The following is a 22,700-nucleotide window of genomic DNA, read 5'->3' on the forward strand; positions in this document are numbered from 1 at the left end:
CTTGCGGGTCCGGCAAGGGCTGTGGCTCAGCCGCCCTGGCCGGCGCTGCCGATCGGGCCGACCTTGACCAGGTCGCCGCCGCTCTTGACGGGGAACCGGCCGGCGCCGGGCCAGTCGATGGTCACGGACTTGGTCTCGTCCGGCGGGGTCACGACCAGGCCGGTGATGCGGAGGCCGGAGGCTTCGCCCATCGTCTCGACCGGGTAGCTGATGGTGAAGGAAACCGACTTGCCGGCCTTGAGGACGATCGAGACGGGTTCCTGGCTGGTGCGCTCGGCGGATATGTCGCCCGCGTCGGTCTTGAGGTTGACGCCCGCGAAGCCGGCCATCGAGCAGTCGGGGCCGTTGTTCTTGAACGTGACCGCGACACTGCCGTCCCGGTCGCCGCTGATGGTGTTGTCGAGCGCGGTGACCTTGAGTTCGTCGGTGCGGCACTTGGACGCCTTGCCGCTGCCGCCGCCCGAGGTAGTGCCGTTGCCGGCGCTCGTGCCCTGACCGCCGCTGCTGCTCTTGCCGGTGGAGTTGTCTCCTCCGCCCTGGCTTCCGCCTTGGCTGCCCTGGCTGTTGCCGCCCTGGCTTCCGCCCGAGTTCGACGTGTTGGGCGAGGCGGGCGCCTGACCGTTCGATGCGTTGGACGAAGCCCCTTGCGCGGCGCCGGAGTCCGAGTCCTGGCAGGCGGTCATCAGCAGGGCGCCGGCGACGAGGGCTGCGGAGGCGAGGACGGTCTGGCGACGGTTGGCGGACATCAAAAACCCCTTGGTATCGCGTAGTTGAAGCCTTTGTGGAGCCGGGCTTCTCGGTGCTTGCATGATCACTATGTCCGCGCCGGGAACCCCTGGGGAACCGACGTCGACGATCCACGACAGCGCTGTCACCAACCAGTGACACGGTCACAGAACGCAACAGCCCGCTCGCCGAGGCGTTCGCCCTCACCCACGACAAGCCCCTGACCAGCAACAATGCCGTCGCGGCAAACCCATCGAACTGGCCTGCGAACAAGCTCTCAGCGCTGCGTCCCGGTAACCGCCTCGTCACGGAGGTCCCGGCGTCCGCACCGTCCCGCCGGGCGTCCGATGGGCCCCACGCGAGACGCCGTCCCCTCACCGGCCTCCGCAAGACCCGCGGTTAGGGTCGACCACATGACGACTTCCCTCACCGGCAGCGCCTTCGATTCGCTTCTCCTCGACGCCGTGACCGACGCCGAGGCGCTGCGGGAGACCTACGCACTCCCCAGTGACGCGGCCGTGCGCAAGCAGATGACCGAACTCACGGACCAGACCCGGGCACTGATCGGCTGCTCGTCACTGGTTCTGGTCGCGAGCGCCGATGCCGAGGGCAATTGCGATGTCTCCCCGCGCGGGGGCCCGGCCGGGTTTGTCGCCGTCTTGGACTCGCGGACGCTGGCGATACCCGACGCGACCGGCAACAAGCGTCTGGACACGTTGCGGAACGTCGTCACCACCGGGCGCGCCGGACTCCTGTTCGTCATCCCGGGCCGCACCACGACGCTCCGGGTCAACGGCCGCGCCTGCGTCTCCACCCGCCCGGAGCTGCTGTCGCAACTGACCGCCGTCGGCAAGCCGCCGGCCAGCGCGCTGGTGGTGGGGATCGAGGAGGTCTACCCCCACTGCCCCAAGTCGCTCATGCGCAGCGGCGCCTGGAAACCGGAGGAGTGGCTCCCGACGGACGCCCAGCCGACCTCGGCCGAGGTGACGCTGGCACAACTGCGCATGCCGGAGCTGACGATCGCCGACATCCGGCAGGCGGAGGCGGATTCGCTGAAGTACCGGTACGAGTAGCGTGGGGCCGTCTGCCGCGACGGCGGCGTCAGGCCTTCCGGCGCGGGGTACACGGCGATGTCGGCGAGGGCGCGGGGGTCCTGGGCTTGATGCTGGTCGAAGTACTGGCCGTAGCGCGCGAGCAGGTCGAGCACCTCGGCGCGGTCCGACAGGCTCGGCGTGCGGCCCGCCCTCGATTCGTTCGCCTGGCTCTCGGGCGTGTCGTCAGCCACGCGACCAGCGCGGTGGCGAGCACGGCAACGAACACCCTGGCGCGGCAGGCGCCGCAGTCGTGCTGCTCGCCGGTGCCGCGTTCGTTCAGGCTCGGCGGAAGCCGAAGCGGACGAGGGCGTGACCAGCGCGTCGGATGCTCCGTTCGCCGCGCCCGCCGGTTTGTGTCGACACCTTGACGTCGTGTCATTGGTAGGCTCCCCGGGCCTGGACGAATGCCTGCGGGAGTGTCGTGAGTAATCAGCCGAAATGGGCGTGGTGGGTCGTGGGGATCGTGATCCCGGTCGTCGGGATCATCGTGTCCATCCAGTTGGCTTCCAAATCGGATTCCGGTGCCAAGTCGGATGCCGGGAGCCAGTCGCAGTCGGCGAGTTCAGGTGCGTCCGCGACCGGTGGGTCCGGGGTCGGGTCCGCCTCCGGTGGGTCCGAGTCCAAGGCGGCGACGCCGCCCGCGGCGGACCAGCCCGCGAAGGTGTTCGCGGGGCCGCTGAAGATCACCCTCACGGAGGACTCCAGCTACGTCGATCTGGACAACTCCAAGCCGTTTCCCGGTCCTTCCGACAAGGGTGCCGACGTCACGACCGGGTTCATGCTGCCGACCCAGGACCTCTACCCGCCCAAGAGCGGCAACGTCATGGCTGTCTCGTCGCCCGACGGCCCGGAGCCGACCAAGGCCGACTGCCTGAGCCTCATCCAGAAGAACGGCACGTACACCAGCGGCAAGCTGACCTCGGGCACCCGTCTCTGTCTCCAGACGGACGAGGGCCGCATCGCCTACCTCCGCCTCACCGCGGTGCCGACCCGCAAGGCGCTCATGTTCGAAGCGACGGTGTGGGAGTAGACCACGCCGCGTCCGGCTACTCCTGGCCGGGGAACGGCACAGCGGCTCAGGCACGCGACGCTTGGGCCGCCGCTGCCGTGGCGCTCCCACCCGGCACCCTCGTCACCGCCGAGGTGGTCGCCCGGCAGCCCTTCGGCGTATTCATCCGCATCGACTCGGTTCCGGACGCCCTCGGCCTCAACGAACTTCCCAACCTGCCGGACGGCGTACTACCCACGTGCGGAACGCGCGTGTGCGGCACGGTGCTCGACCACACGCCGCGCAACCGCCAGGTCCGTGTCCGGTTCACGCCGCAGAGCGGCTGAGACGCGCGATCGTCGGCACCCCTGGTCACACGCCCTCGTGGTCTCCAGCCCGGGCTACCGCGACGTGTAGTAGACGTATGCGGCCAAGCCGGCCGGCGGGATCAGCTGGAAGAGCAAGACCTTGACCTTCCCGCCCGGCGTCAGCGGGCGGCGCGGACCCGTATGGCCCGGCTGGGGTGGCGTGTAGTAGCCGTCCGAGCCGCCCGTGCCGTGGCATCCCGGGCAGGGCTGCATCGACTGGCCCTGGCCTGAGCCGCCGCAGCCCGAGCAGGCGTAGCCGTTGTCGGATCCCATGCCGAATTGGCCCGCTCCACCGCAGGCTTGGCAGGCGCCGTAGACCGGTACGAGGCGCGCGCCGCCGCATACACCGCAGTTCCCCACCGTGACTCCCCACCCCGCGCAACGAGCCGAACGAGTGTGCCCCAACGGTCTCTTTGTACCCGGTGCGCGGGGCTGCCGCGTGCGGCAGGGGGTGCTCGGTGCCTCCGTGGCAAAATCGGCGGGTGTTCATCGGGATGCTGGGACCCTTCGAGGTGCGGATCGACGGCGGCGGTTCGGCCGACGTGCCGGGGGCGCGGTTGCGCGGGTTGTTGGTCGCCCTCGCGCTGCGGCCTGGGCGGACGGTGTCGAAAGCCGCCCTCGTGGACTGGGTCTGGGGGGACGAGCCCCCGGCCGAGGCGACGAACGCCTTGCAGCGGCTGGTGTCCCGGCTGCGGAAGGTGCTGCCGGAAGGCGCCATCGAGGGCGGGACGGACGGCTACCGGCTGACCGTCGCACCGGACGACGTCGACGCGGTGCGGTTCGAACGGCTGGTGCAGGCGAGCCGGACTCACGCCGACGGCAATCCCCGGCCCCGGACGGAATCCCGCCTGCGCATGCTGCGCGAGGCGTTGGAACTGTGGCGCGGCCCCGCCCTGCAAGACGTCGGCCCGCAGCACAGTGCCGCCTTCGATGCCGCGGTGGTGCGGTTGGAGAACTTGCGGCTGGTCGCGACCGAGGAGCGCGTCGACGCCGAGGTCGCGCTCGGGCGCGGCGCGGACATGGTCACCGAGCTGACCGACCTGGTGGCCGCGCATCCGTTGCGGGAGCGGCCGGTGGCGGCGTTGATGCGGGCGCTGGTCGCGGCGGGACGCGGCAGCGAGGCGCTGCTGGTGTACCAGCGAGCCCGCGAGGCGCTTGCCGACGCGCTCGGCGTGGACCCCTCCCCCGAACTGGCGGCGTTGCATGTGGCTTTGCTGCGGGGCGAGCTGGGGGCGAAGCCGGAGAGCCGGAAGACGAACCTGCGAGCCGAGCTGACGTCGTTCGTCGGCCGGGAAGCCGATGTCGAGGCGCTGCGCGGGCTGGTGTCCGGGCATCGGCTCACGACGGTGATCGGGCCCGGCGGCGCCGGGAAGACCCGCCTGGCGACGGAGGCCGCGCGCACGATGCTCGGCGATCTGCCGGACGGGGTGTGGCTGGTCGAGCTGGCCGCCATCGGCGCGGACGGGGACGCGGCGCACACCCGCCGGGCGGAAGCCGCTCCGCCGACGGCGCACGTCGCACAAGCGACGCTGTCCGCGCTCGGCCTGCGCGACGCCCTCCTCGGCGGCAGCGCCAACACCGAGCTGACGGACCGTCTGATCGCGGCGATCCGTGACCGTGAGGCGCTGCTGATCCTGGACAACTGCGAGCACGTCGTCGAGTCGGCGGCCGTGTTCGCGCACCGCCTGCTCGGCGAGTGCCGCCGTCTGCGCGTGCTGGCGACGAGCCGGGAGCCGTTGGGCATCACCGGGGAGGCGTTGTGGCGCGTCGAGCCCCTTCGCCTGCCGGCCGCGCGAGCGGGTGCGGGCGGTATGGGTGCGGGGACGGCGGCGGACATCGCCGACTCCCCCGCGGTCCGGCTGCTCCTCGACCGGGCCAGGGCGGTCCGCGGAGACCTCGCCTTCGGTGCGGGCACCCCCGCGGGTTCGGCCGGGTCCGGCAGGTCGGGCACCTCGGGAGCTTCGGGCACCCCGGGCACCCCGGGCGACCCGAGCGACCCGCTCGCCGTCTCCCCCTCCCCCACCACCCTCGCCACCCTGGCCCAGATCTGCCGGGCCCTCGACGGCATGCCCCTCGCCATCGAACTCGCCGCCGCCCGGCTCCGCACCATGTCGCCCGAGCAGCTCGCGGGACGGCTCGACGACCGTTTCGCCCTCCTCAACGCCGGCAGCCGTACCGCGCTCCCCCGGCACAAGACCCTGCGCGCGGTGGTCGACTGGAGTTGGGAACTCCTGACCGACGCCGAGCGCAGTGTGCTGCGCAGGCTGTCGGTGTTCTCCGGCGGGGCGACGCTCGAGGCGGCCGAGTCCGTATGCGCGGGCGACGGCGTCGAGGAGTGGCAGGTCCTGGAGCTGCTCACCGCGCTCACCGAGAAGTCGCTGGTAAGGACCGACAACGACGCGGCTCCGCGCTACCGCATGCTCGGCACCATCAAGGAGTACGCCGCCGGGCAGCTCGGCCGTGCGGGTGAAGCGGAAGCCGCCCGGCACGCCCACCGCGACTTCTTCATCGCGCTCACCGAGGGTGCCGAGCCCGAGCTGCGCCGGGCCGCGCAAGTGACGTGGTTGCGGGCGTTGGAAGCCGAGTACGACAACATCGGCGCGGCCATGCGCGGCGCGCTCGCGGCCGGCGAGGCGCAGGCGGCGATGCGGCTGGCGGGCGGTGCGGGCTGGTACTGGTGGCTGGCCGGGCACAAGACCGAGGCGGCGGAGCTGATTTCCGCGGCGACGCGGCTGCCGGGCGAGGTGACCGACGACGTCCGGGCGACCGTGTACGCGCTGATGGTCATGTTCCTGACCTCGGGCCGCGGCGACGAGCACCAGGCCGCGGAGTGGATCCGCAAAGCGCACGAAGCCAGGTCGCGGATCGCGGACGGCGGGCATCCGCTGCTGGGTTTCATCATCCCGCTGGAACGTCTGCTGAACGCGCCGGAGACGGTGGTGGAGGCGTTCGAGGCGCTGCTGGACGATCCGGATCCGTGGGCGCGCGCGCTGGCCCGGCTGCAAGCGGGCAAGACGCGGGTCATTCTCGGCCGCGGCGGCCGGGAGGCGGATGCGTGTCTGGAGACGGCGCTGGCCGAGTTCCGGGCCCTCGGGGAGCGGTACGGGACGTCGTTCGCCCTCACCGAGCTGGCCGAGCGGATCGCGGTGCGCGGCGAAGTCACCGCCGCCTGTGCATACTTCGAGGAAGCCATCGCCCTGGTGGCGGAACTCGGGGTGGCCGACGACGTGATCCGGATGCGCGCCCGCCAGGCACAGCTCTACTGGCAGGCCGGCGACGACGAGGCCGCCACGAAGGCCATCGCGGACGGGGAACGCTACGCGGAAGGCGTCACCTGGCCCGACGCGTTGTCCGAACTCGCCTTCGCCAAGTCCGGGCTCGCCCGCTGGCGCGGCGACACCGCGGAAGCGTCCGAGCAACTCCGCGCCGCGATGGCGCTGGTCGACGACCAGGACGAGCCGAACGTCCGCGCGCTTACCCACCACCTGCTCGGCTACCTCGCCCCCGACGCCGCGACGGCCCGCGCCGAGCACGCCGTCGCTTACCGGGCAGCCACCTCGGCCGGCCACCCCACCTTCATCGCGCAGATCCTCGTCGGCATCGCCGACGTGGCCCTGCGGGACGACGACCCCGCGCAGGCCGCCCGGCTGCTCGCGGCCGCCACGGGCCTCCGCGGGCTGCCGGACAGTTCGCACCCGGATGTGCGGCGTATCGAGCGGGAAGCCCGAAGCCGCCTCGGCGACGCGGAGTTCGCCGAGGCGGCCCGGGAGGGAGCGGATGCCGACTGGTCGCAATTGGCCGAGGTCACCCTCGCGCGGTGACGGCGGCCGGAGTCACGCCCGCTTCTTGAACGTGGAGACCGCCCACGCGTAGCCGACGATCGCGAAGCCGATGGACCAGGCGAACGCCGCGACCGTGTCCCCGGTCGACGCGTGCTGCCCGTCGAGCAGTCCGCGCAGGGTTTCGATGATCGGGGTGAACGGCTGGTACTCGACGAACTGCCGGACGCCCGTCCCCATCGTGTCGGCCGGGACGAACGCGCTGCTCACGAACGGCAGCATGATCAGCGGCACGGTCGCCAACCCCGCGGACTCCGGCGTCTTCGCGGCCAGCCCCAGCGCCACGGTCAGCCACGCCGCGCCGAAGCTCACCAGCAGCACGAGCCCGAACACGCCGAGCCAATCCGGCGCGCTCGCGTGCGGGTCGAACCCGAGCGTGAAGGCGACCGCGATGATCGCCGCGCACGCCACCATGCAGCGCACCGCCGTGACGACGACGTGCCCGTTCAGGACGGCGGCGCGGGACACGTCCATGGTCCGGAAGCGGTTGATGATGCCCTTGCGCATGTCGTCGTTGACGGCGGCGGAGGTCGCGCCGAGGCCGTAGCTGATGGCCATCACGAGGAGGCCGGGCGTCGCGTAGTCGATGTACTCGGCTTCGCCGGTGTCGAAGGCGCCGCCGAAGACTTCGACGAACATCAGCATCATGACGACCGGAAACAGGACCGACTGGAACACCGTGATGGGGTTCCGCATGCTGTGCCTGAGGTTGCGGCGCAGCATGATCATCGAGTCGCCCCACGACGACGACAGACGGTTCGGCGGGAGAGTGCTGCTCATTTTGCGACCGCCTCCAGGTGGGTCGTGCGCTCGGTCAGGGCGAGGAAGACGTCGTCGAGGTCCGGCGTGTGCACGGAGAGTTCCTCGGCGTTGAGGGCGTACTCGTCGAGCCGGTCCAGCAGGGACCGGAGCGACGCGGTGCCGGCGTCGCCGGGCACGCGCAGCGCGAGTTCCTGGTCGTCGCGGGTGGATCCGGGCAGGATCCGGGCCGCCGCGTCGAGCGTCTCGGCGTCCGCAAAGCGCAGCCGGACGTGGGTGCCGGGCACCTGCCGCTTCAGCTCGTCCGCGGTGCCTTCCGCGATGAGCCGGCCCTGGTCGAGGACGGCGATCCGGTCGGAGAGGTGGTCGGCCTCGTCGAGGTATTGGGTGGTGAGGAAGATCGTGGTGCCGGCGGCGACCAGCTCGCGGACGATCCCCCACATGGTGCGGCGGCTGCGCGGGTCGAGCCCGGTGGTCGGCTCGTCGAGGAAGATGATGCGCGGGCTGCCGACCAGCGTCATCGCCAGGTCGAGCTTGCGGCGCATGCCGCCCGAGTATGTCGACACGAGCTTCTGCGCGGACTCGACCAGGTCGAACCGTTCGAGCAGGTCGCCGACGAGCCGGTCGCCGGAGCGCAGCCGCCGCAAGTCGGCCATCATTTGGAGGTTCTCGCGGCCGGTGAGCAGGTCGTCGACGGCGGCGAACTGGCCGGTGACGCCGATGGCCGAGCGGACGGCCTTGGTCGCGGTGGCGACGTCGTGGCCGTCGACGTACACGGTCCCGGCGTCCGCCGTGATCAACGTGGTGAGGATGTTGACGGTCGTCGTCTTGCCCGCGCCGTTGGGGCCGAGCATCGAGAAGACCGTTCCCGCGGCGACCTCGAAGTCGATGCCGTCGAGCACCGCTTTGCCGCCGTACGCCTTGCGCAGCCCGGTCACTGCGATCGCGGATCGTGTTGTCATGACGACCACGTTCCTCGCCGGCCCTGACGCTGTTCTGACACCGCCCTGACACGGTGGCAGCTGCGCGTGTCCGCGGCCTGTCCGGCGCGCCGCCTGCGAGGACGCAGACGACGCACCGGACAGGGGAATTCCCTACGGCTGGTTCGGGTCCAGCAGGCAGAGGGTGTAGAGCGGGTCACTGCCCCGCTTCATCGTGTACGCAATGTCGGCCATCGTCGGGCACCCGGCGTCGTCGGCGGTGTCTTCGAGGCGGGCCATGACCTTCATCGGCTGCGGGTCGGTCGACGTGCACGGGACGACCTTCAGCTTCGGCTTGTCCAGGGTCCCGGCGTCGGAGACGCACTGGCCGACCTGCGGCCCGCTACCGGTGCCGGAAGCATCGTCGTCGTCATCGGGCAGGAAAGCGAGCGTGAAGAAGCCCGCGATCAGGATCGGCATCAACAGCCAAAGGATCACCGGCCTGCGGGTCAGCGGCTTGCCCTCTTGCATGGGCAGGACGGGGCTGCCCGGGACCGGGGGCGCGAGCCGCCGGATGCGGGCGTACGGGATGAGGTTCCAGAGCAGGGTCAGAGGCGCGAGGAGCAGCGAACCGATGCTCCACCAGCCCGATTTCAGCGTGCTCGCGGTCATCTTGCGAAACGTCGCAAGTCCGCAGGAACGGCAGAACGGGCCGTTCAGGTGCTCCATGGACATGACGATGATGAAGCCGCGGTGCCCGCGCACGGTGGTTTCGGCTGCGGGAAAGGAACCGCAGAAGCGGCAGAAGACGACTTCGCCTACACCGTAGGGCGGTGTCGGCGGAGCGTTCGGGTCGGAGGGGGCCGGAGTGGCATCGGGTCTCGCCGCAAAGGGATTCGCACCGTGCGCGGGCATGCTCAAGGAAGCCTCATCGGGGAAGGTCAGGCCGTGTGGTGGGAGCCCCCGCACGTTAATGCATGTCGCGCGCCTTGCAACAGGGAAGTCGGAACGATTCATCACCCGGTAACGCACGGCATCGGGCGGCCGCGTGGCGCAGACGTGAAGAACCTGTCCGACGAAAGCGCATCGGTCGGCGTCGCCGTGCTGCTGGGCGGCGAGGACGCATTGGACCCGTGGGTTCCGCCCGCCGGCTGGTCGTCCGGGGTGCGGTGCACGAAGTGTCTCCAAGGGTGCGGGCTGGGCGGGCTTGTCAGGCTCGCCGGCTGGTCGTGTCCCGGTTGCCCGCATGGGCGGCGGCCCACGCACGGAGTTCGGTGCGGCGGAGTTTGCCGGTCCCGGTGCGCGGGAGAGCGTCGACGAATTCGACGGCGCGGGGGTACTTGTAGGGGGCGATGGCGGCTTTGGTGAAGGCCTGGAGCGCTTTGGCGGTGTCGTCGCCGGACGGGACGCCGGGGCGGAGCACGACGTAGGCCTTGACGATGGTGCCGCGCGCTTCGTCGGGGGCGCCGACGACGCCGCATTCGAGGACGTCGGGGTGGGCGAGGAGGGCGTCTTCGACTTCGGGGCCGGCGATGTTGTAGCCGGAGGAGACGATCATGTCGTCGCTGCGGGCCTGGTACCAGAAGTAGCCGTCGGCATCGCGGATATAGGTGTCCCCGGTGTAGTTCCAGCCGTCGCGGACGTACGCGGCCTGGCGTTCGTCGTCGAGGTAGCGGCATCCGGTGGGGCCTTTGACGACGAGCGGGCCGGGCTCACCGTCGGGGGCGGGGGTGCCGTCGGCGCCGAGGACTTCGGCCCGGTAGCCGGGTACCGGCAGGCCGGTGGCGCCGGGGCGGATCGCGTCGTCGGCGGCCGAGATGAACACGTGCAGCATTTCGGTGGCGCCGATGCCGTCGATGATCCGCAGGCCGGTGGCGTCGCGGAACCGGTGCCACACGTCGGCGGGCAGCGCCTCCCCCGCCGACACGCAGCGCCGCAGTCCGGCGAGGCGTGCGGCGGCGCCGGTGGCGATCACCGCGCGGTAGAACGTGGGCGCGGTGAACAGCACCTGGACGCCGAACCGGTCGATCAGGTCGACGAGTTCCTCGGGGGTGGCGCGTTCCACGAGCAGCGTGGACGCGCCGGCGCGGAGCGGGAAGACGACGAGTCCGCCGAGGCCGAACGTGAAGCCGAGCGGCGGTGTGCCGGTGAAGACGTCGTCGGGGCGTGGGGCGAGCACGTGCCGGGAGAACGTGTCGGCGTTGGCGAGGACGTCGCGGTGGAAGTGCAGGGTGGCCTTGGGCCGCCCGGTGGTGCCGGAGGTGAACGCGACGAGGGCGACGTCGTCGGCGGCGGTGTCCACCGGTGGGAAGTCGGCGTCGCCGACGGCTGCGCAGCGGGCGGTCAGGTCGGCGTCGCCGGGGCCGCCGTAGGCGATCGTGGCGAGGCCGGGGACTGCGGCGGTGTCGAGTTCGCCGAGGAACCGGTGGTCGCAGATGGCGACCACGGGCGTGCTGATCGCGCACAGGGTGGCGAGTTCGTGGGCGCGGAGCAGCGGCATGGTGGTGACGACGACGCCGCCCGCGCGCAGGACGCCGAACCAACCGGCGACCAGCCACGGGTTGTTCGGGCCGCGGAGCAGCACGCGGTTGCCGGGGACCAGGCCGTGGTCGTCGACGAGGACGCGGGCGACCTGCCGGGCGGCGCGTTGCAGGTCGGCGTAGGTCCAGGTCTCGTCGGGGGTGCGCAGGCACGCGCGGTCGGCGCCGTGCCGGGCCGCGGTGTCGTCGAGCAGGGCGACCGCGCAGTTCAGCCGGTCGGGGTACACCAGCTCGGGCAGCTCGAACAGGAGTTCCGGCCACTGCTCGAAGGGGGGCAGGCGGTCGCGGCAGAACGTATCGACATGAGCGGACGGGGACAGCTCCATGAGCGGGCACCTCGCCGGGACGTCATCGGGGTCCGGAAGCCAAGTATCTCGCGTTGATGACGGCAGTCAATGAGGCGCGATGGAATGATGAAGGGGAGCCCGCGCAGCGGTCGGGGCCCCCGGAGTGGTCCCGGCGGCCCCGTCGCGGTGTAGGTGGGTTGTGCGTGGCCGGCGTCAGCCTCCGACCTTCGCCGGGAGGTCGGAGTCCCGGATGGCATCCGCCCACGGATAGTGCAGGGGGTCGATGAGGCGGAACGGCGCGTCGGCGAGGATCTCCGTGTCGGGGTGGTGCGGTTCCGCGGCGCGGAGGGCGCGGGCGGCTTCGGCGGGGTCGCCTTCGACGTACGCGATGTCGAGTTCGAGGTCGGCGCGGGTTCCCGAAGCCAGCGTCCATATCGCGTGGACGCCGTCCACGCCGGTCAGGCGGGCGGCGCGGGCGCGGGCCGCGTCGGAGGCGCCGCGGCGCTGGGTGACGACGATGCCGGTGTGGCCGACGAACGGGACTTCCTCGGCGGGAAGTTTGATGGCGGGATCGCCGCTCGCGACGGCGCCGGTGAACACGTCGCCGTCGCGGACGGTCTTCTTGTCGGCGGGGAACTCCATGCGGCCGGCGGCGACGAGGCGGTCGCGCAGACCGGTCATGCCCGCGAAGGCGGCGCCGGGGTCGCCGACGAGGGTGTAGATCGTGAGGAAGGTCGAGCGGCCGGCGGCGAACGGGGAGTCGGGCGCCGTGATGCGGGCGGCGTGCAAATCGGGGGTGGCGACGTAGCGGCGGCTTTGCAGGACGCCGTCGAGGAGCAGGTTCGGCGGGGTGTGCTCCAGGTCGTACCAGCGGTTCCAGGCTTCGATGACGTCCGCGTCGCAGTCGAGCGCGGCGAAGATGATGCCGGTGGGGTGCATGCGGGTGGCTCCTTTCGCGTCGTACGCGGTGCGCACGGCCGCCCCGAGGGTGCGGCCGTGCGGCGTGCGGATCACACGGTGGACCAGGGACGCGGCGAAAGCCAGGGTGACGCGGGTCAGTCCACGGCCCGCCAGCGGCTGCCGCGCCCGGGACGCCGCTCCCCCGAGACAAGGCCGCGGGCTTCCAGGGCGGCCAGGTAGGCGAGCATGTCGACGAGGGCGGCGTGCAGTGCGAAGCCGCGCAGCCGGGCCGGGGGTCGGCGCGGGGTCACGGCGGCGGCGACGTCCCAGGCCGTGGCCGGGCCCAGTTCGCGCAGTGCGGTGCGCACGGCGGTCAGCTTGTCGGTGTGGTGGCCGCGGAGCGTGTCGAGCCGGTGGTGGAGGCCGTGGAAGCGGTGCTCGTGGGCGGGGAGGACCTCGTCCGGCTGGTAGCGGGCGAGGCGGTCGAGGGCGTCGAGGTAGTCGGCGAGCGGGTCGGGGCCGGCGTCGCCGACTTCGCCCATGACGACGACGGTGTCGGGCAGGACGTGGTCGCCGGTCAGCAGGAGCCGTTCGCGGTCCTCCCAGAAGCACAGGTGGCCGGGCGAGTGTCCGGGTGTCCAGACGGCGGTGAGGTCCCAGCCGGGGACGTGCGGCTTGTCGCCGTCCTCCATCAGCACGTCCGGGCGGGGCATCCGGACCGCCGCGCGGACGATGTCGCGGGCGGCCGCCTCGACGACGTCGTCGGGTGCCCCGGCGGCCTGGAGGACGACCACGCGCCGCTCGTGCGGGGCGCGTTCGTAGTGGGCGAGCGCGGCGGCGTCGAGCGGGTGCAGCGACACCCACGCGCCGGAGCGTTCCCGGATCCGGCCGGCGAGACCGTAGTGGTCGAAGTGCGCGTGAGTGACCAGGACGCCCTGCACGTCGTCGACGGACGTGCCGATGCCGGCGAGTCCGGCGGTCAGCGCGTCGAACGCCTCGTCGGTGTCCCAGCCCGTGTCGACCAGGTAGGGCCCGGCATCGGTCTCGAACACGTACACGAGGACGTAGCGCGGGATGGCCGGCAGCGGCACGGGGATGCTCCACAGTCCCGGCCGGACTTGCTCGACGGGCGGCAGCGGGCGCCGGGGCCGGTCGGGGCGCGGAGTGGGTGCGGTGGCCGACATGAAAGCCACTGTAGGCCGAGGGTGGGGTGGGGCCGGCGCGGGCCTTGGGGGTGCGCGACCCCGGGGGGTGGTGCGCGGCCGGGGTGTGGCGTCGGGGCGGAATCGGCGGGCGGCCCGGGGAAAGTCCCCCAGGCCGCCCGTTCTCCTGCTGCCGGTGCGTCAGGACGCCGTGTAGACCGCTTCGCCTTCCACGTACGTCGCCAGGACACGGGTGTCCGCGATCTCCTCGGCGGGGTGCGTGTACGGGTCGCGGTCCAGGAGCACCAGGTCGGCGAGCTTGCCGGCCTCGATCGTGCCGGTCGTGTCCTCGGCGTGGTTCACGTACGCGGTGCCGACCGTGTACGCCGCCAGTGCGGCGGTCAGGTCGATCCGCTGCTCGGGCAGGAACACCGGCTCGTTCCCGCCCGGCAGCACGCGGTTGACCGCGACGTGGATGCCGGCCAGCGGGTCGGCGCTGCTGACCGGCCAGTCGCTGCCCGCGGCGAGGACCGCGCCGGCGCGCAGCAGGTCCCCGAACGGGTACTGCCAGGCGGCACGTTCGGTGCCGAGGAACGGGATGGTCAGCTCGTCCATCTGCGGTTCGTGCGCGGCCCACAGCGGCTGCGTGTTCGCGGTCACCCCGAGCGCGGCGAAACGCGGCACGTCGTCCGGGTGGACGACCTGCAGGTGCGCGATGTGGTGGCGGTGGTCGTTCATGCCGTTTGCGGCGCGGGCCTGCGCGACCGCGTCGAGCGCTTCGCGCGCGGCGCGGTCGCCGACGGCGTGGAAGTGGACCTGGAAGCCGTGCGCGTCGAGGACCTCGACGTAGCCGCGGAGCGCCTCGGGGTCGACGAAGCTCAGGCCGCTGTTGCCGGTACGGCAGCCGCAGCCGTCGAAGTAGGCGTCGCCCATCGCGGCGGTGAAGTTCTCCGCGACACCGTCCTGCATGATCTTGACGGTGCGGGTGCGGAACCGCCCGACGGTGTTCCGCTCCCGGTGCGCCAGCAACTGCGGCACCTGCTCCGCGCCGGCGTTGCGGTCCCACCACAGAGCGCCGTTCACGCGGCCGGTGAGGGTGCCGTCGGCGGCGGCCGTCAAGTAGGCGGGGAGCGCGTCGAACGCGCCGTGGTCGGAGCCGACCATGGCGTCCTGCCACGCGGTGACGCCGAGCGCGTGCAGGTGCGCCTGGCCCGCGAGGAGGGCGCGCAGGCCGTCGGCGGCGGACGCCCTCGGCAGGTGCCGGCCGACCAGCGCGGCGGCGCCCTCGTGCAAGGTGCCCTGCGGGAAGCCGTCGGCTTCGCGTTCGATGCGGCCGTCGGCCGGGTCGGGCGTGCCGGCGTCGACGCCCGCGATTTCGAGGGCGCGGGTGTTGACCCACACGCCGTGGCCGTCCGCGTTGACAAGGTGGACCGGGCGGTCGGGCACGGCCGCGTCGAGGAGGGTCCGCGACGGAGTGCCGCCGGGGAACCAGTCCATGAGCCAGCCGCCGCCCTGGATCCACTCCTCGTCGGGGTGGCCGTCCGCGTAGGCGCGGACCTTCGCGACCGCGTCCTCGGCGCCGGAGGCTTCGGACAGGTCGCAGCGGATCAAGGTCATGCCCGCGAACGCGGGGTGGACGTGCGCGTCCTGGAAACCGGGGAGGAGGGCCCGGCCGGCCAGGTCGACGACCTCGGTGCCGGAGCCGACGAAGTCGCGCACGTCGGCGTCGTGGCCGACGGCCACGACGCGGCCACCGCGGACCGCGACCGCCGTGGCCCGGCGGCGCGCCGCGTCCAGGGTGTGCACGGATCCGCCGCGGAAGACGAGATCGGCGGGGGTTGGCATGGTAAGTGCTCCAGGGAAAGAAGCCGGGCTGTGGACGAACAGGGCGAGATTCACCCCGAGGGGTGGTCGTCCACAGGCCGGACGGTCAGGGATGTGACAACACGCGGACACGGCGGGCAGAGTCGACACGTCGGAACAGCAGACCGCGCAAAGCAGTTGCCCAACCGACGGCGGAGGAGGCGGGGGAGGGCCCTTCGACGCCAACCGAAACCAGACGGTGGAGGGAGAGGGAGGGCCCGGAGGAGGCGGGCAGGGGCCGAGTCGAACTCGGCCCCCGGCTCAGCCCCCCTCCACCGCCGCCAACGCCCTCCGGCTCTCCGCAATCCGGTCCGGATCCCAGCCCGGCCCCGGTACCGAGTCGATCAGCAGCCGCGTATACGGGTGCTGCGGCCGGCTCAGCACGTCCGTCGTGCGGCCTTCCTCCACGACCCGCCCGTTGCGCAGCACGACCACGTCGTCCGTGATGTGCCGGACGACCGCGAGGTCGTGGCTGACGAACAGGTAGCCGATGCCCTGTTCCCGCCGGATCCGGCCGAGCAGGTCGAGGATCTGCGCCTGGATCGACACGTCCAGTGCCGCGACGGCCTCGTCGAGGATCAGCACCCGCGGCCCCGCGGCGAGCGCCCGCGCGATCGCCACACGCTGCCGCTGCCCACCGGAAAGCCGCTTGGGCAGCGCCCCGGCTTCCCGCTCGCCGAGCCCGACCTGGTCGAGGAGTTCCTCGACCCGCGCGTCCCGGCCTGCCTTGTCCGCGTGGTCGCCGTGCAGCCGCAGCACCTCGTCGATGCAGTCCCGCACGGTGATCCGCGGGTCGAGCGACAGGTACGGGTCCTGGAAGACCATCTGGATCTCCCGGGCCCGCGCCAGCCGTTCGGCGCGCCCGCGGGGCTTCCTCCCGCGTTCCCGGCCGCCCAGCGCGATGCTGCCCGCGTCCGGGGTGTCCAGCCCCACGACCATGCGAATGGTCGTCGTCTTGCCCGACCCCGATTCGCCGACGATCCCCAGCGACCCGCCCGGCGGCAGCGTGAAACTCACATCGTCCACCGCTTTGTGGTCCCCGAACGACCGGCACAGTCCGCGGACTTCCAGCGTCTCCCCGGCAACCGCGGCCGGCTCGGTCCCGATCGCCGCGGCTTCCGTCTTCGATTCGGCCTTCACGCCAAAATCCCTTCGTCGGCCCGCAGGCACGCCACTGCCCCGCCGTCGTCGGCCTTCAGCACGGGCGTCTCGACACGGCACCGGTCCTCGGCGAACGCACACCGGGCCGCGAACGCGCACCCGGGCGGGTTCTCCGCCAGCGACACCGGCCGGCCCGGGATCGGACGCGGCGGTTCCGCGTCCTCCTCCAGGCTGGGCGTGGACGCCAGCAGTCCGGCGGTGTAGGGGTGCCGCGGCGCCGCGAACAGCTGCTCCGCCGTGCGGGTTTCCACGATCCGCCCGGCATACATGACATAGACCCGGTGGCAGATGGCCGCGGCCAGTTCCAGGTCGTGCGTGACGAACAGCATGCCCGTCCCGTGCTCGGCCTGGAGCCGCCGCAGGATGCCGATGACCTCGGCCTGCGTCGTCACGTCGAGCGCGGTGGTCGGCTCGTCGGCGAGCAGCAGCGACGGGTCGCCCGTCAACGCCGCCGCGATGACCACGCGCTGCAGCATGCCGCCGGAGAACTGGTGCGGGAAGCGCTTCAGCGCACCCTTCGGGTCACGGATGCCGACCTCGGTGAGGAGTTCCTCGGCACGCGCGTAGGCCTTCTCCTTGGAGACGCCGGCGGCGCGCATGCCTTCGGTGAGGAAGTCCCCGACCCGGCGCATCGGGTTGACCGATGCGCGCGGGTCCTGGAACACCATGGCGACCTGCTTGGCCCGGAGCTGCTTGAGGGCGGCCCGGTCCATGCTCAGGACGTCGTTGTCGCCGACGCGGACCTCGCCGCCGGTCTTCGCGTGCTCGGGCGTGAGCCCGAGCACGGTCCGGCAGGCGACGGACTTGCCGGAGCCGGACTCCCCCACGAGGCCCACGACTTCGCCGGCTTCGACGGTCAGGCTGATCTCGTCGAGGATCGGCCGGGCCGCGCCTTTGGCCAGCGCGATGGAGAGGTTGTCGATTTCGAGGAGGGCCATGGTCTACTTCTCCCGCTTCGCGACCCGGTCGGAGATGCCTTCGCCGACGATTCCGAACGCGACGACCGCGACGATGATGGCGAAGCACGGGGCGAGGCCCGGCATGAACGCGTCCTTCATGATGGCGCTTTGGCCTTCGTTGACCATGGTGCCCCAGTCCGCGGTCGGCGGTTGGACGCCGAAGCCGAGGAAGGACAGGCCGGCGAGTTCCATCAGCGCGTACCCGAAGTTGATCGTGGACTGCGCCAGGACACTCGGCACGATGTTTGGCAGCAGGTGCTTGGTGCAGATCACCCAGCCGGACCAGCCTTGGACCCGGTAGGACTCGATGTAAGGCCGGGCCTTTTCCTGCACGGCGACGCTGCGCACGTACCGGCCGACGTACGGCGAGTACGCGACCGTCATCGCGATGACCGGCGCCGTGAGGCCCGCGTCGAACATCGCGACGCACAGGATCGCGAGGAGCATCGCCGGGAAGGCGAACATCGCGTCCATGGTGCGGGAGAGGAAGCTGTCCACCCAGCCGCCGCGCCATGCCGCCACGATGCCGAGGGCGATGCCGATGACCGTGGAGATGACGACGACGAGCAGCGGCCCGAGGAGGCCGGTGCGGGCGCCGAAGATGAGGCGGCTGAGGACGTCGCGGCCGGACTGGTCGGTGCCGAGGAGGTGGTCGGCGGACGAGCCGGCGAGCGAGTTGCCCAGGTCGATGGCGTTCGGGTCGTAGGGCGCGATGAGCGGCGCGAAGATCGCCATCAGCGTCAGCAGGACGAGGACGACGACGGCGCCGGTGAACAGCGGGCCCTGCGCGGCGATACCGCGCAGCCGGGCGGTGGCGCCGCGCCGGGTGGGCGCGGCGGCCGTGGCGGTGGCAGCGGTCATGACGCACCTCGCCGTTTCGTGGACTGGGTCAGGCTCAGTCGCGGGTCGATCAGGGGTTGCAGGAGGTCGACGATGAGGTTGACGATCACGAACACCGCGACGATGAGGAGCGTGAGTGCCTGGACCACCGGGAAGTCCTTGTTCGTGACCGAGCGGATGAGCAGGGAGCCCACGCCGTCGGTGCTGAACACGGTCTCCACGATCGACGTCGACACCAAGAGGCCGGCGACCATCGTGCCGATGACCGTGACGATCGGGCCGAGGGCGTTCCGCAGGACGTGCTTGCGCACGACCTCGCCGCCGGCGACGCCGCGGGAGCGGGCCACCTCGACGTGTTCGCGGCCGAGTTCGTCGAGCATGGCGGCCCGGGTCACGCGGGCCAGGAGACCGGTGAAGGTCAAGGCCAGCGCGATTGCGGGCAGGGTGAGGTGCTGGATGCGGCCGCCGAAGCCGTCCTCGCTGCCGGATCCGTAGGACGGGAACCAGCCGAGCATCCGGGAGAACACCGCGATCAGCACGAGGCCGGAGGCGAACGCCGGGGTCGCGGTGGAGACGCCGGTGCCGATGAGGACCGTGCGGTCGACGATGCCGGGCTTGAGGGCGCTGATGATGCCGAGGCCGATGCCGAACACGCAGATGAGGACCATCGAGTAGCCGATGAGCCACAGGGTGGTGGGCAGCTTGTCACCGATGAGATGGCCGACGTCCTGGCGGAACTGGACCGAACGGCCGAAGTCGCCGGTGAGCACGTCGCCGAGCCACTTGAAGTACTGCGTGAAGAACGGGTCGTCCAGGTGGTACTGCTCGGTGACGGCGGCGCGCGTCTGGGGCGTGATCGGCCGGCCGCGCATGAGGAAGGTGACGGGGTCGCCCGGGGCCAGGTGCACGGCGCTGAAGACCACGAAGGAGGTCACCAGCAGCACGAGCACCAGGCCCAGGACGCGTCCGGAAATGTAGCGGACCATCAGCTCGCGGACCCCAGCTGCGCCGCCCACGGGTAGGACATCATGGCCATCGTCGGCGTGGCACCGGTGATCTTGTTGCTCATGAAGACCGAGTACGGGGACTCGAACAGCGGAATTCCGGGCATTTCCCGCAGCAGGATGTCCTGGAGCTTGAGCGCGATGTCGGCGCGGGCGTTGTCGTCGGTGGTGGCGAGGGCCTGGTCGACGAGCTTGTCGTATTCCTCGTTGGACCACTTGCCGTAGTTGCCGAAGTCGCCGGTGTGCAGCGTCTGCAGCATTTCCAGCGGGTCGGGCGTCATGTCGTACGAGTTGGTGACGAGGATGTCGATGCCGTCACGGGTGGACGGGTCGGTGAACAGCGCGGTGTAGGCGTCGGGAGCGACCGACTTCAGCTCGACGTTCAGGCCGATGTCCTTGCCCGCCTGCTGGATGGCGTTGGCGCTGACGCTGATTTCCTGGGCGAGGTTGCTCGTCACGACGACGATCTTCTTGCCGTCGGCGCCGGCTTCCTGGATGAGCTTCTTGGCGCCGTCGACGTCGCGGGTCAGCTCCGGGAGCGCGGCCGAGGCGGCCTTGCCCTTCTCCGGGGCGATGCCGAACGCGTCGGGGATGAGCAGCGACTTGGCCGGCTTGCCATAGCCGTCGAGCGCGGCGTTGACGATGCCCTTGCGGTCGATCGCCATCGACAACGCCTTGCGGACGCGGACGTCGCCGAGCGGGCCGTTGAGGTTGGTGACCGCGGCGTTGTAGCCGCCGGTGTTGGCGCCGAAGTACAGCTTGCCGTTGCCGGAGCTGCCGAGCTTCTCGTACGAGTTGGTCGCGAGCATGTAGCCGCCGTCGACCTCGCCGGACAGAAGGGCGTTGGTGCGTGCCGACGGGTCGCTGATGAACACCAGCTTGACGTTGTCGATCTTCGGGGTGAGCGACTTGTCCCAGTAGTCCGGGAACTTCTTGAGGTTCATCGAGTCGCCGGTGTTCCAGCTGTCCAGCGCGTACGGGCCGGTGCAGTTGACCTTGGCACTGGGGTTGCCGTAGTTCTTGCCCGTCTTCTCGAGGAAGGCGGCGCTCTCGACGGTGCCGGGGGAAGCGGCGAGCTGCTCGTTGAGGAGGACGTCCGGCTTGCTCGTCTTGATGGTGACCTGCATCGGGCCGGTCTTCTCGACGGAGGTGACGTCGCGGAAGACGGTGCTCCACGAGGACGCGTTGGCCGGGTCGATGTGGCGCTTGATGCTGGCGACGGCGTCGTCGGCGGTCATGGTGGTGCCGTCGTGGAACTTGACGCCCTGGCGCATGGTGTAGACCCACGTCAGCGGGTCCGGGTGCTCGTACTTCTCGGCGAGGCCGGGGGCGATCTTGAAGTCCGGGGTGATGCGGAGCATCTGCTCGCAGACGTTCGCGAGGACCGTGTTCGGCGGGTAGTCGTAAGCGGCGACGTAGTCGAGTGTCTGCGGCTCGGCGTACAGCGACCAGGTGGCCGAGGCCATGTTGCCCTTGCCGGGCGGGGTGAGCGCCACGGTCTGGTACGGGGTGGGGCTGTTGCCTCCCCCGGACGGCCCGGAGTTGCCGTTGTTGTCGGAAGCGCCGCCGCATGCGGCGGCGGACACGGCGATGGCACCGACGAGTGCGGCTGTTCTGAGCATGCGCATGGGAACCACCCGTTTCGTGAGGTATTTCATGGAAGGCCGAAAACGGTCGAGCGGAAGGCCGAGGAATGCCTGGAGAAATGCGAAAAACAGACAGGTAGAGCCAGGGATGACACGGCGGGTGGCCGCCGCGAGGCACCGGAAAGCCGGGTTTCGGAGAACCGGACAGGTGGCGAGTATTGATGCGGGAACGGTCCCGCACAAGACTTTGCGGGAACGATTCTCAGCAGGTCATCCCAGGTGGCCGAGTGTTGGGCTCCGCACCTGTCAGCATGTAAGGATCCGGCTCATGAACGAACGTGACCGTCGGGTACGCCACGCCGCGCCACCCAGAGTTCGCCTGGTGGACGTGGCCCGTGAGGCGGGCCTTTCCAAAACCACCGTGTCCGCTGCCCTCAACGGCACCGGCCGGCTGTCCGCCGAGGTCCGCGCCCATGCGCGGGAAACCGCACGGCGCATGGGCTACCGGCCGAACGCCACCGCACGCCTCCTGCGCGCGGGGCACGCGCGCCTGATCGGTTTCACGGCGCGCGAGTACGTCGAAGCGCCGTGGTCGTACCTGGAGTCCCCGTACCTGTCCGAACTCACCCACACCACCGCACAACTGGCCCTGGAACACGGCTACGCGATGGTGCTCCTGCCGAACTGCTCGCCCCGCGACGAGTGGACGGACCTGCCGGTGGACGCGGTGATCCTCGCCGACCCGGAGGCCGACGACCCGCTGGTCGACGACTTCCTCGCCGCGGGCATCCCGGTGTTCACCGACCAGCGGGTGGAAGGCCGCCAAGGCGGCTACTGGGTCGACATCGACTACGACGCCGCGATGCGGTCCGTCCTCGACCACCTGGCCGCCCAGGGCGCCCGCGACATCGTGCTCATCGCGCCGCAGAACGACTCGCAGTGGGCGCAGCGCTCGATGGATTCCTACCTCGCCTGGTGCGGCGAACGGGGCATCGCGCCGCACGCCGTAGCCACCCAACGCCCGGGCAACGCGGCGGTGTTGAAGGCCGCCGACGAGGTCCTCAGCGAAGGTCCTCCCCCGGACGCCCTGTTCGCCTTGGCCGAGGTCAGCCCGCCGTTGATGATCGACGTGGCCCGCAAGCACGGCCTGTCGGTCCCCGACGACGTCCTTCTTGTCTGCTGCAGCGAAGACCCCGTTGCCGCCCACTGCGCGCCGCCCGTCACCACCCTGAGCATGCAGCCGTCCGCCATCGCCGCGGCGGGCATGGAACTTCTCCTCGACGCCCTGGAATCCGGCAACGTCGAACCGGCCGGCCGCGTCGTCCCCACCAGACTCGACGTCCGGGCGTCGTCGCTCCGGAAAACGCGCGAGTAACCCGGCCGGCTCACCCCTGCCCGCGCCACGCCGACGGCGGCGGCGCGGGCCGAGCGACGACAACAAGGCCCAGAGCCACGAGCGACAAACCAGCCATATCCCCCACGGGGGCGACACAGCCGCCGGAAACAGTCGCGCTCGACCGTGTGATCCGTGCCACACAGCAAGTGGACATGGCGTACGCCGATGGGGTGGCCCGTGGCGCAAAACACACTCCGCACCGACGGCCCCAAAGCCGAACGTGTCCAAACCGCAACGTCCATGACGGTCAGTCAGAGACAGCCGGGCCGCCGAGGACGGTCGGCCGGGTCCGCGCGGGCCACGCCCGGCACCCCTGCGGCCACCCTGC

The 22,700-nt window shown here is 71.2% G+C and carries 19 protein-coding genes; 5 read left to right on the forward strand and 14 right to left on the reverse strand.

Features of this window, described 5'->3' with window-relative positions; genetic code table 11:
- Positions 1-26: 26 nt before the first annotated feature.
- Positions 27-746 carry a DUF4232 domain-containing protein gene (locus tag ABEA93_RS18500; protein ID WP_345676694.1) on the reverse strand — a complete coding sequence of 240 codons (720 nt, stop codon included), beginning with the start codon at positions 744-746 and terminating at the stop codon, positions 27-29.
- A 393-nt stretch (positions 747-1,139) separates the two neighbouring features.
- On the opposite strand from ABEA93_RS18500, the gene ABEA93_RS18505 reads away from it, so the two are divergent.
- The 3 genes from ABEA93_RS18505 to ABEA93_RS18515 all read left to right on the forward strand — a co-directional run bounded on the left by ABEA93_RS18505 (position 1,140) and on the right by ABEA93_RS18515 (position 3,155).
- Positions 1,140-1,799: an MSMEG_1061 family FMN-dependent PPOX-type flavoprotein gene (locus ABEA93_RS18505; protein ID WP_345676695.1), complete on the forward strand. Its 660-nt coding sequence runs from the start codon at positions 1,140-1,142 to the stop codon at positions 1,797-1,799.
- Between the two features lie 442 nt (positions 1,800-2,241).
- Positions 2,242-2,850 carry a hypothetical protein gene (locus tag ABEA93_RS18510; protein ID WP_345676696.1) on the forward strand — a complete coding sequence of 203 codons (609 nt, stop codon included), beginning with the start codon at positions 2,242-2,244 and terminating at the stop codon, positions 2,848-2,850.
- Positions 2,841-3,155, forward strand: coding sequence for a hypothetical protein (locus ABEA93_RS18515; protein ID WP_345676697.1), 315 nt, complete (start codon positions 2,841-2,843; stop codon positions 3,153-3,155). Before ABEA93_RS18510 ends, ABEA93_RS18515 begins: the two co-directional genes overlap by 10 nt.
- A gap of 54 nt (positions 3,156-3,209) precedes the next feature.
- On the opposite strand, the gene ABEA93_RS18520 is transcribed toward ABEA93_RS18515, so the two are convergent.
- Positions 3,210-3,449, reverse strand: a complete 240-nt coding sequence (locus ABEA93_RS18520) for a hypothetical protein (protein WP_345676698.1) — start codon at positions 3,447-3,449, stop codon at positions 3,210-3,212.
- 209 nt (positions 3,450-3,658) lie between these two features.
- Between ABEA93_RS18520 and ABEA93_RS18525 the strand changes: the two genes are divergently transcribed.
- Positions 3,659-6,997, forward strand: coding sequence for an AfsR/SARP family transcriptional regulator (locus ABEA93_RS18525; RefSeq protein WP_345676699.1), 3,339 nt, complete (start codon positions 3,659-3,661; stop codon positions 6,995-6,997).
- Positions 6,998-7,009: 12 nt separating this feature from the next.
- On the opposite strand, the gene ABEA93_RS18530 is transcribed toward ABEA93_RS18525, so the two are convergent.
- From ABEA93_RS18530 to ABEA93_RS18585, 12 genes are all read right to left on the reverse strand, one after another.
- Complete coding sequence (locus ABEA93_RS18530) at positions 7,010-7,795, reverse strand: ABC transporter permease (RefSeq protein ID WP_345676700.1); 786 nt, start codon at positions 7,793-7,795, stop codon at positions 7,010-7,012.
- Positions 7,792-8,736 carry an ATP-binding cassette domain-containing protein gene (locus ABEA93_RS18535; protein WP_345676701.1) on the reverse strand — a complete coding sequence of 315 codons (945 nt, stop codon included), beginning with the start codon at positions 8,734-8,736 and terminating at the stop codon, positions 7,792-7,794. Before ABEA93_RS18535 ends, ABEA93_RS18530 begins: the two co-directional genes overlap by 4 nt.
- Before the next feature lie 132 nt (positions 8,737-8,868).
- A complete protein-coding gene (locus ABEA93_RS18540; RefSeq protein ID WP_345676702.1) occupies positions 8,869-9,711 on the reverse strand; it encodes an LppU/SCO3897 family protein in 843 nt (280 codons plus the stop codon).
- A 193-nt stretch (positions 9,712-9,904) separates the two neighbouring features.
- Positions 9,905-11,560 (reverse strand): AMP-binding protein, encoded by a 1,656-nt coding sequence (locus tag ABEA93_RS18545; RefSeq protein ID WP_345676703.1) that lies wholly within the window; start codon positions 11,558-11,560, stop codon positions 9,905-9,907.
- Between the two features lie 174 nt (positions 11,561-11,734).
- Positions 11,735-12,460 (reverse strand): hypothetical protein, encoded by a 726-nt coding sequence (locus ABEA93_RS18550; protein WP_345676704.1) that lies wholly within the window; start codon positions 12,458-12,460, stop codon positions 11,735-11,737.
- 116 nt (positions 12,461-12,576) lie between these two features.
- On the reverse strand, positions 12,577-13,605 hold the full coding sequence (locus ABEA93_RS18555; protein ID WP_345676705.1) for an MBL fold metallo-hydrolase: 1,029 nt from the start codon (positions 13,603-13,605) through the stop codon (positions 12,577-12,579).
- Between the two features lie 159 nt (positions 13,606-13,764).
- Positions 13,765-15,408, reverse strand: coding sequence for an amidohydrolase (locus ABEA93_RS18560; RefSeq protein ID WP_345676706.1), 1,644 nt, complete (start codon positions 15,406-15,408; stop codon positions 13,765-13,767).
- A 279-nt stretch (positions 15,409-15,687) separates the two neighbouring features.
- The gene (locus tag ABEA93_RS18565) at positions 15,688-16,497 is read right to left on the reverse strand and encodes an ABC transporter ATP-binding protein (protein ID WP_345676777.1); all 810 of its coding nucleotides are present in this window, start codon (positions 16,495-16,497) and stop codon (positions 15,688-15,690) included.
- Between the two features lie 65 nt (positions 16,498-16,562).
- A complete protein-coding gene (locus tag ABEA93_RS18570) occupies positions 16,563-17,525 on the reverse strand; it encodes an ABC transporter ATP-binding protein (protein WP_345676707.1) in 963 nt (320 codons plus the stop codon).
- 3 nt (positions 17,526-17,528) lie between these two features.
- Positions 17,529-18,407 (reverse strand): ABC transporter permease, encoded by an 879-nt coding sequence (locus tag ABEA93_RS18575; protein ID WP_345676708.1) that lies wholly within the window; start codon positions 18,405-18,407, stop codon positions 17,529-17,531.
- Entirely contained in the window at positions 18,404-19,402 is a 999-nt protein-coding gene (locus ABEA93_RS18580) for an ABC transporter permease (RefSeq protein WP_345676709.1), read from the reverse strand. The genes ABEA93_RS18575 and ABEA93_RS18580 overlap by 4 nt, the downstream gene beginning before the upstream one ends.
- Positions 19,372-21,018 (reverse strand): ABC transporter substrate-binding protein, encoded by a 1,647-nt coding sequence (locus tag ABEA93_RS18585; protein ID WP_345676710.1) that lies wholly within the window; start codon positions 21,016-21,018, stop codon positions 19,372-19,374. Before ABEA93_RS18585 ends, ABEA93_RS18580 begins: the two co-directional genes overlap by 31 nt.
- 286 nt (positions 21,019-21,304) lie before the next feature.
- Between ABEA93_RS18585 and ABEA93_RS18590 the strand changes: the two genes are divergently transcribed.
- Complete coding sequence (locus ABEA93_RS18590) at positions 21,305-22,351, forward strand: LacI family DNA-binding transcriptional regulator (RefSeq protein WP_345676711.1); 1,047 nt, start codon at positions 21,305-21,307, stop codon at positions 22,349-22,351.
- The last annotated feature ends 349 nt before the right edge of the window (positions 22,352-22,700 follow it).

The organism is Yinghuangia aomiensis (assembly GCF_039542225.1).
GTDB lineage: Bacteria > Actinomycetota > Actinomycetes > Streptomycetales > Streptomycetaceae > Yinghuangia > Yinghuangia aomiensis.

Excerpts from the sequence above, each read along its gene's own strand:
- ABEA93_RS18585 (WP_345676710.1), bottom strand. The coding sequence starts at position 21,018 with ATGCGCATGCTCAGAACAGCCGCACTCGTCGGTGCCATCGCCGTGTCC.
- ABEA93_RS18575 (WP_345676708.1), bottom strand. The coding sequence starts at position 18,407 with ATGACCGCTGCCACCGCCACGGCCGCCGCGCCCACCCGGCGCGGCGCC.
- ABEA93_RS18505 (WP_345676695.1), top strand. The coding sequence starts at position 1,140 with ATGACGACTTCCCTCACCGGCAGCGCCTTCGATTCGCTTCTCCTCGAC.
- ABEA93_RS18520 (WP_345676698.1), bottom strand. The coding sequence starts at position 3,449 with ATGGGATCCGACAACGGCTACGCCTGCTCGGGCTGCGGCGGCTCAGGC.
- ABEA93_RS18550 (WP_345676704.1), bottom strand. The coding sequence starts at position 12,460 with ATGCACCCCACCGGCATCATCTTCGCCGCGCTCGACTGCGACGCGGAC.
- ABEA93_RS18545 (WP_345676703.1), bottom strand. The coding sequence starts at position 11,560 with ATGGAGCTGTCCCCGTCCGCTCATGTCGATACGTTCTGCCGCGACCGC.
- ABEA93_RS18560 (WP_345676706.1), bottom strand. The coding sequence starts at position 15,408 with ATGCCAACCCCCGCCGATCTCGTCTTCCGCGGCGGATCCGTGCACACC.
- ABEA93_RS18500 (WP_345676694.1), bottom strand. The coding sequence starts at position 746 with ATGTCCGCCAACCGTCGCCAGACCGTCCTCGCCTCCGCAGCCCTCGTC.
- ABEA93_RS18530 (WP_345676700.1), bottom strand. The coding sequence starts at position 7,795 with ATGAGCAGCACTCTCCCGCCGAACCGTCTGTCGTCGTCGTGGGGCGAC.
- ABEA93_RS18540 (WP_345676702.1), bottom strand. The coding sequence starts at position 9,711 with ATGAATCGTTCCGACTTCCCTGTTGCAAGGCGCGCGACATGCATTAAC.
- ABEA93_RS18590 (WP_345676711.1), top strand. The coding sequence starts at position 21,305 with ATGAACGAACGTGACCGTCGGGTACGCCACGCCGCGCCACCCAGAGTT.
- ABEA93_RS18535 (WP_345676701.1), bottom strand. The coding sequence starts at position 8,736 with ATGACAACACGATCCGCGATCGCAGTGACCGGGCTGCGCAAGGCGTAC.
- ABEA93_RS18570 (WP_345676707.1), bottom strand. The coding sequence starts at position 17,525 with ATGGCCCTCCTCGAAATCGACAACCTCTCCATCGCGCTGGCCAAAGGC.
- ABEA93_RS18555 (WP_345676705.1), bottom strand. The coding sequence starts at position 13,605 with ATGTCGGCCACCGCACCCACTCCGCGCCCCGACCGGCCCCGGCGCCCG.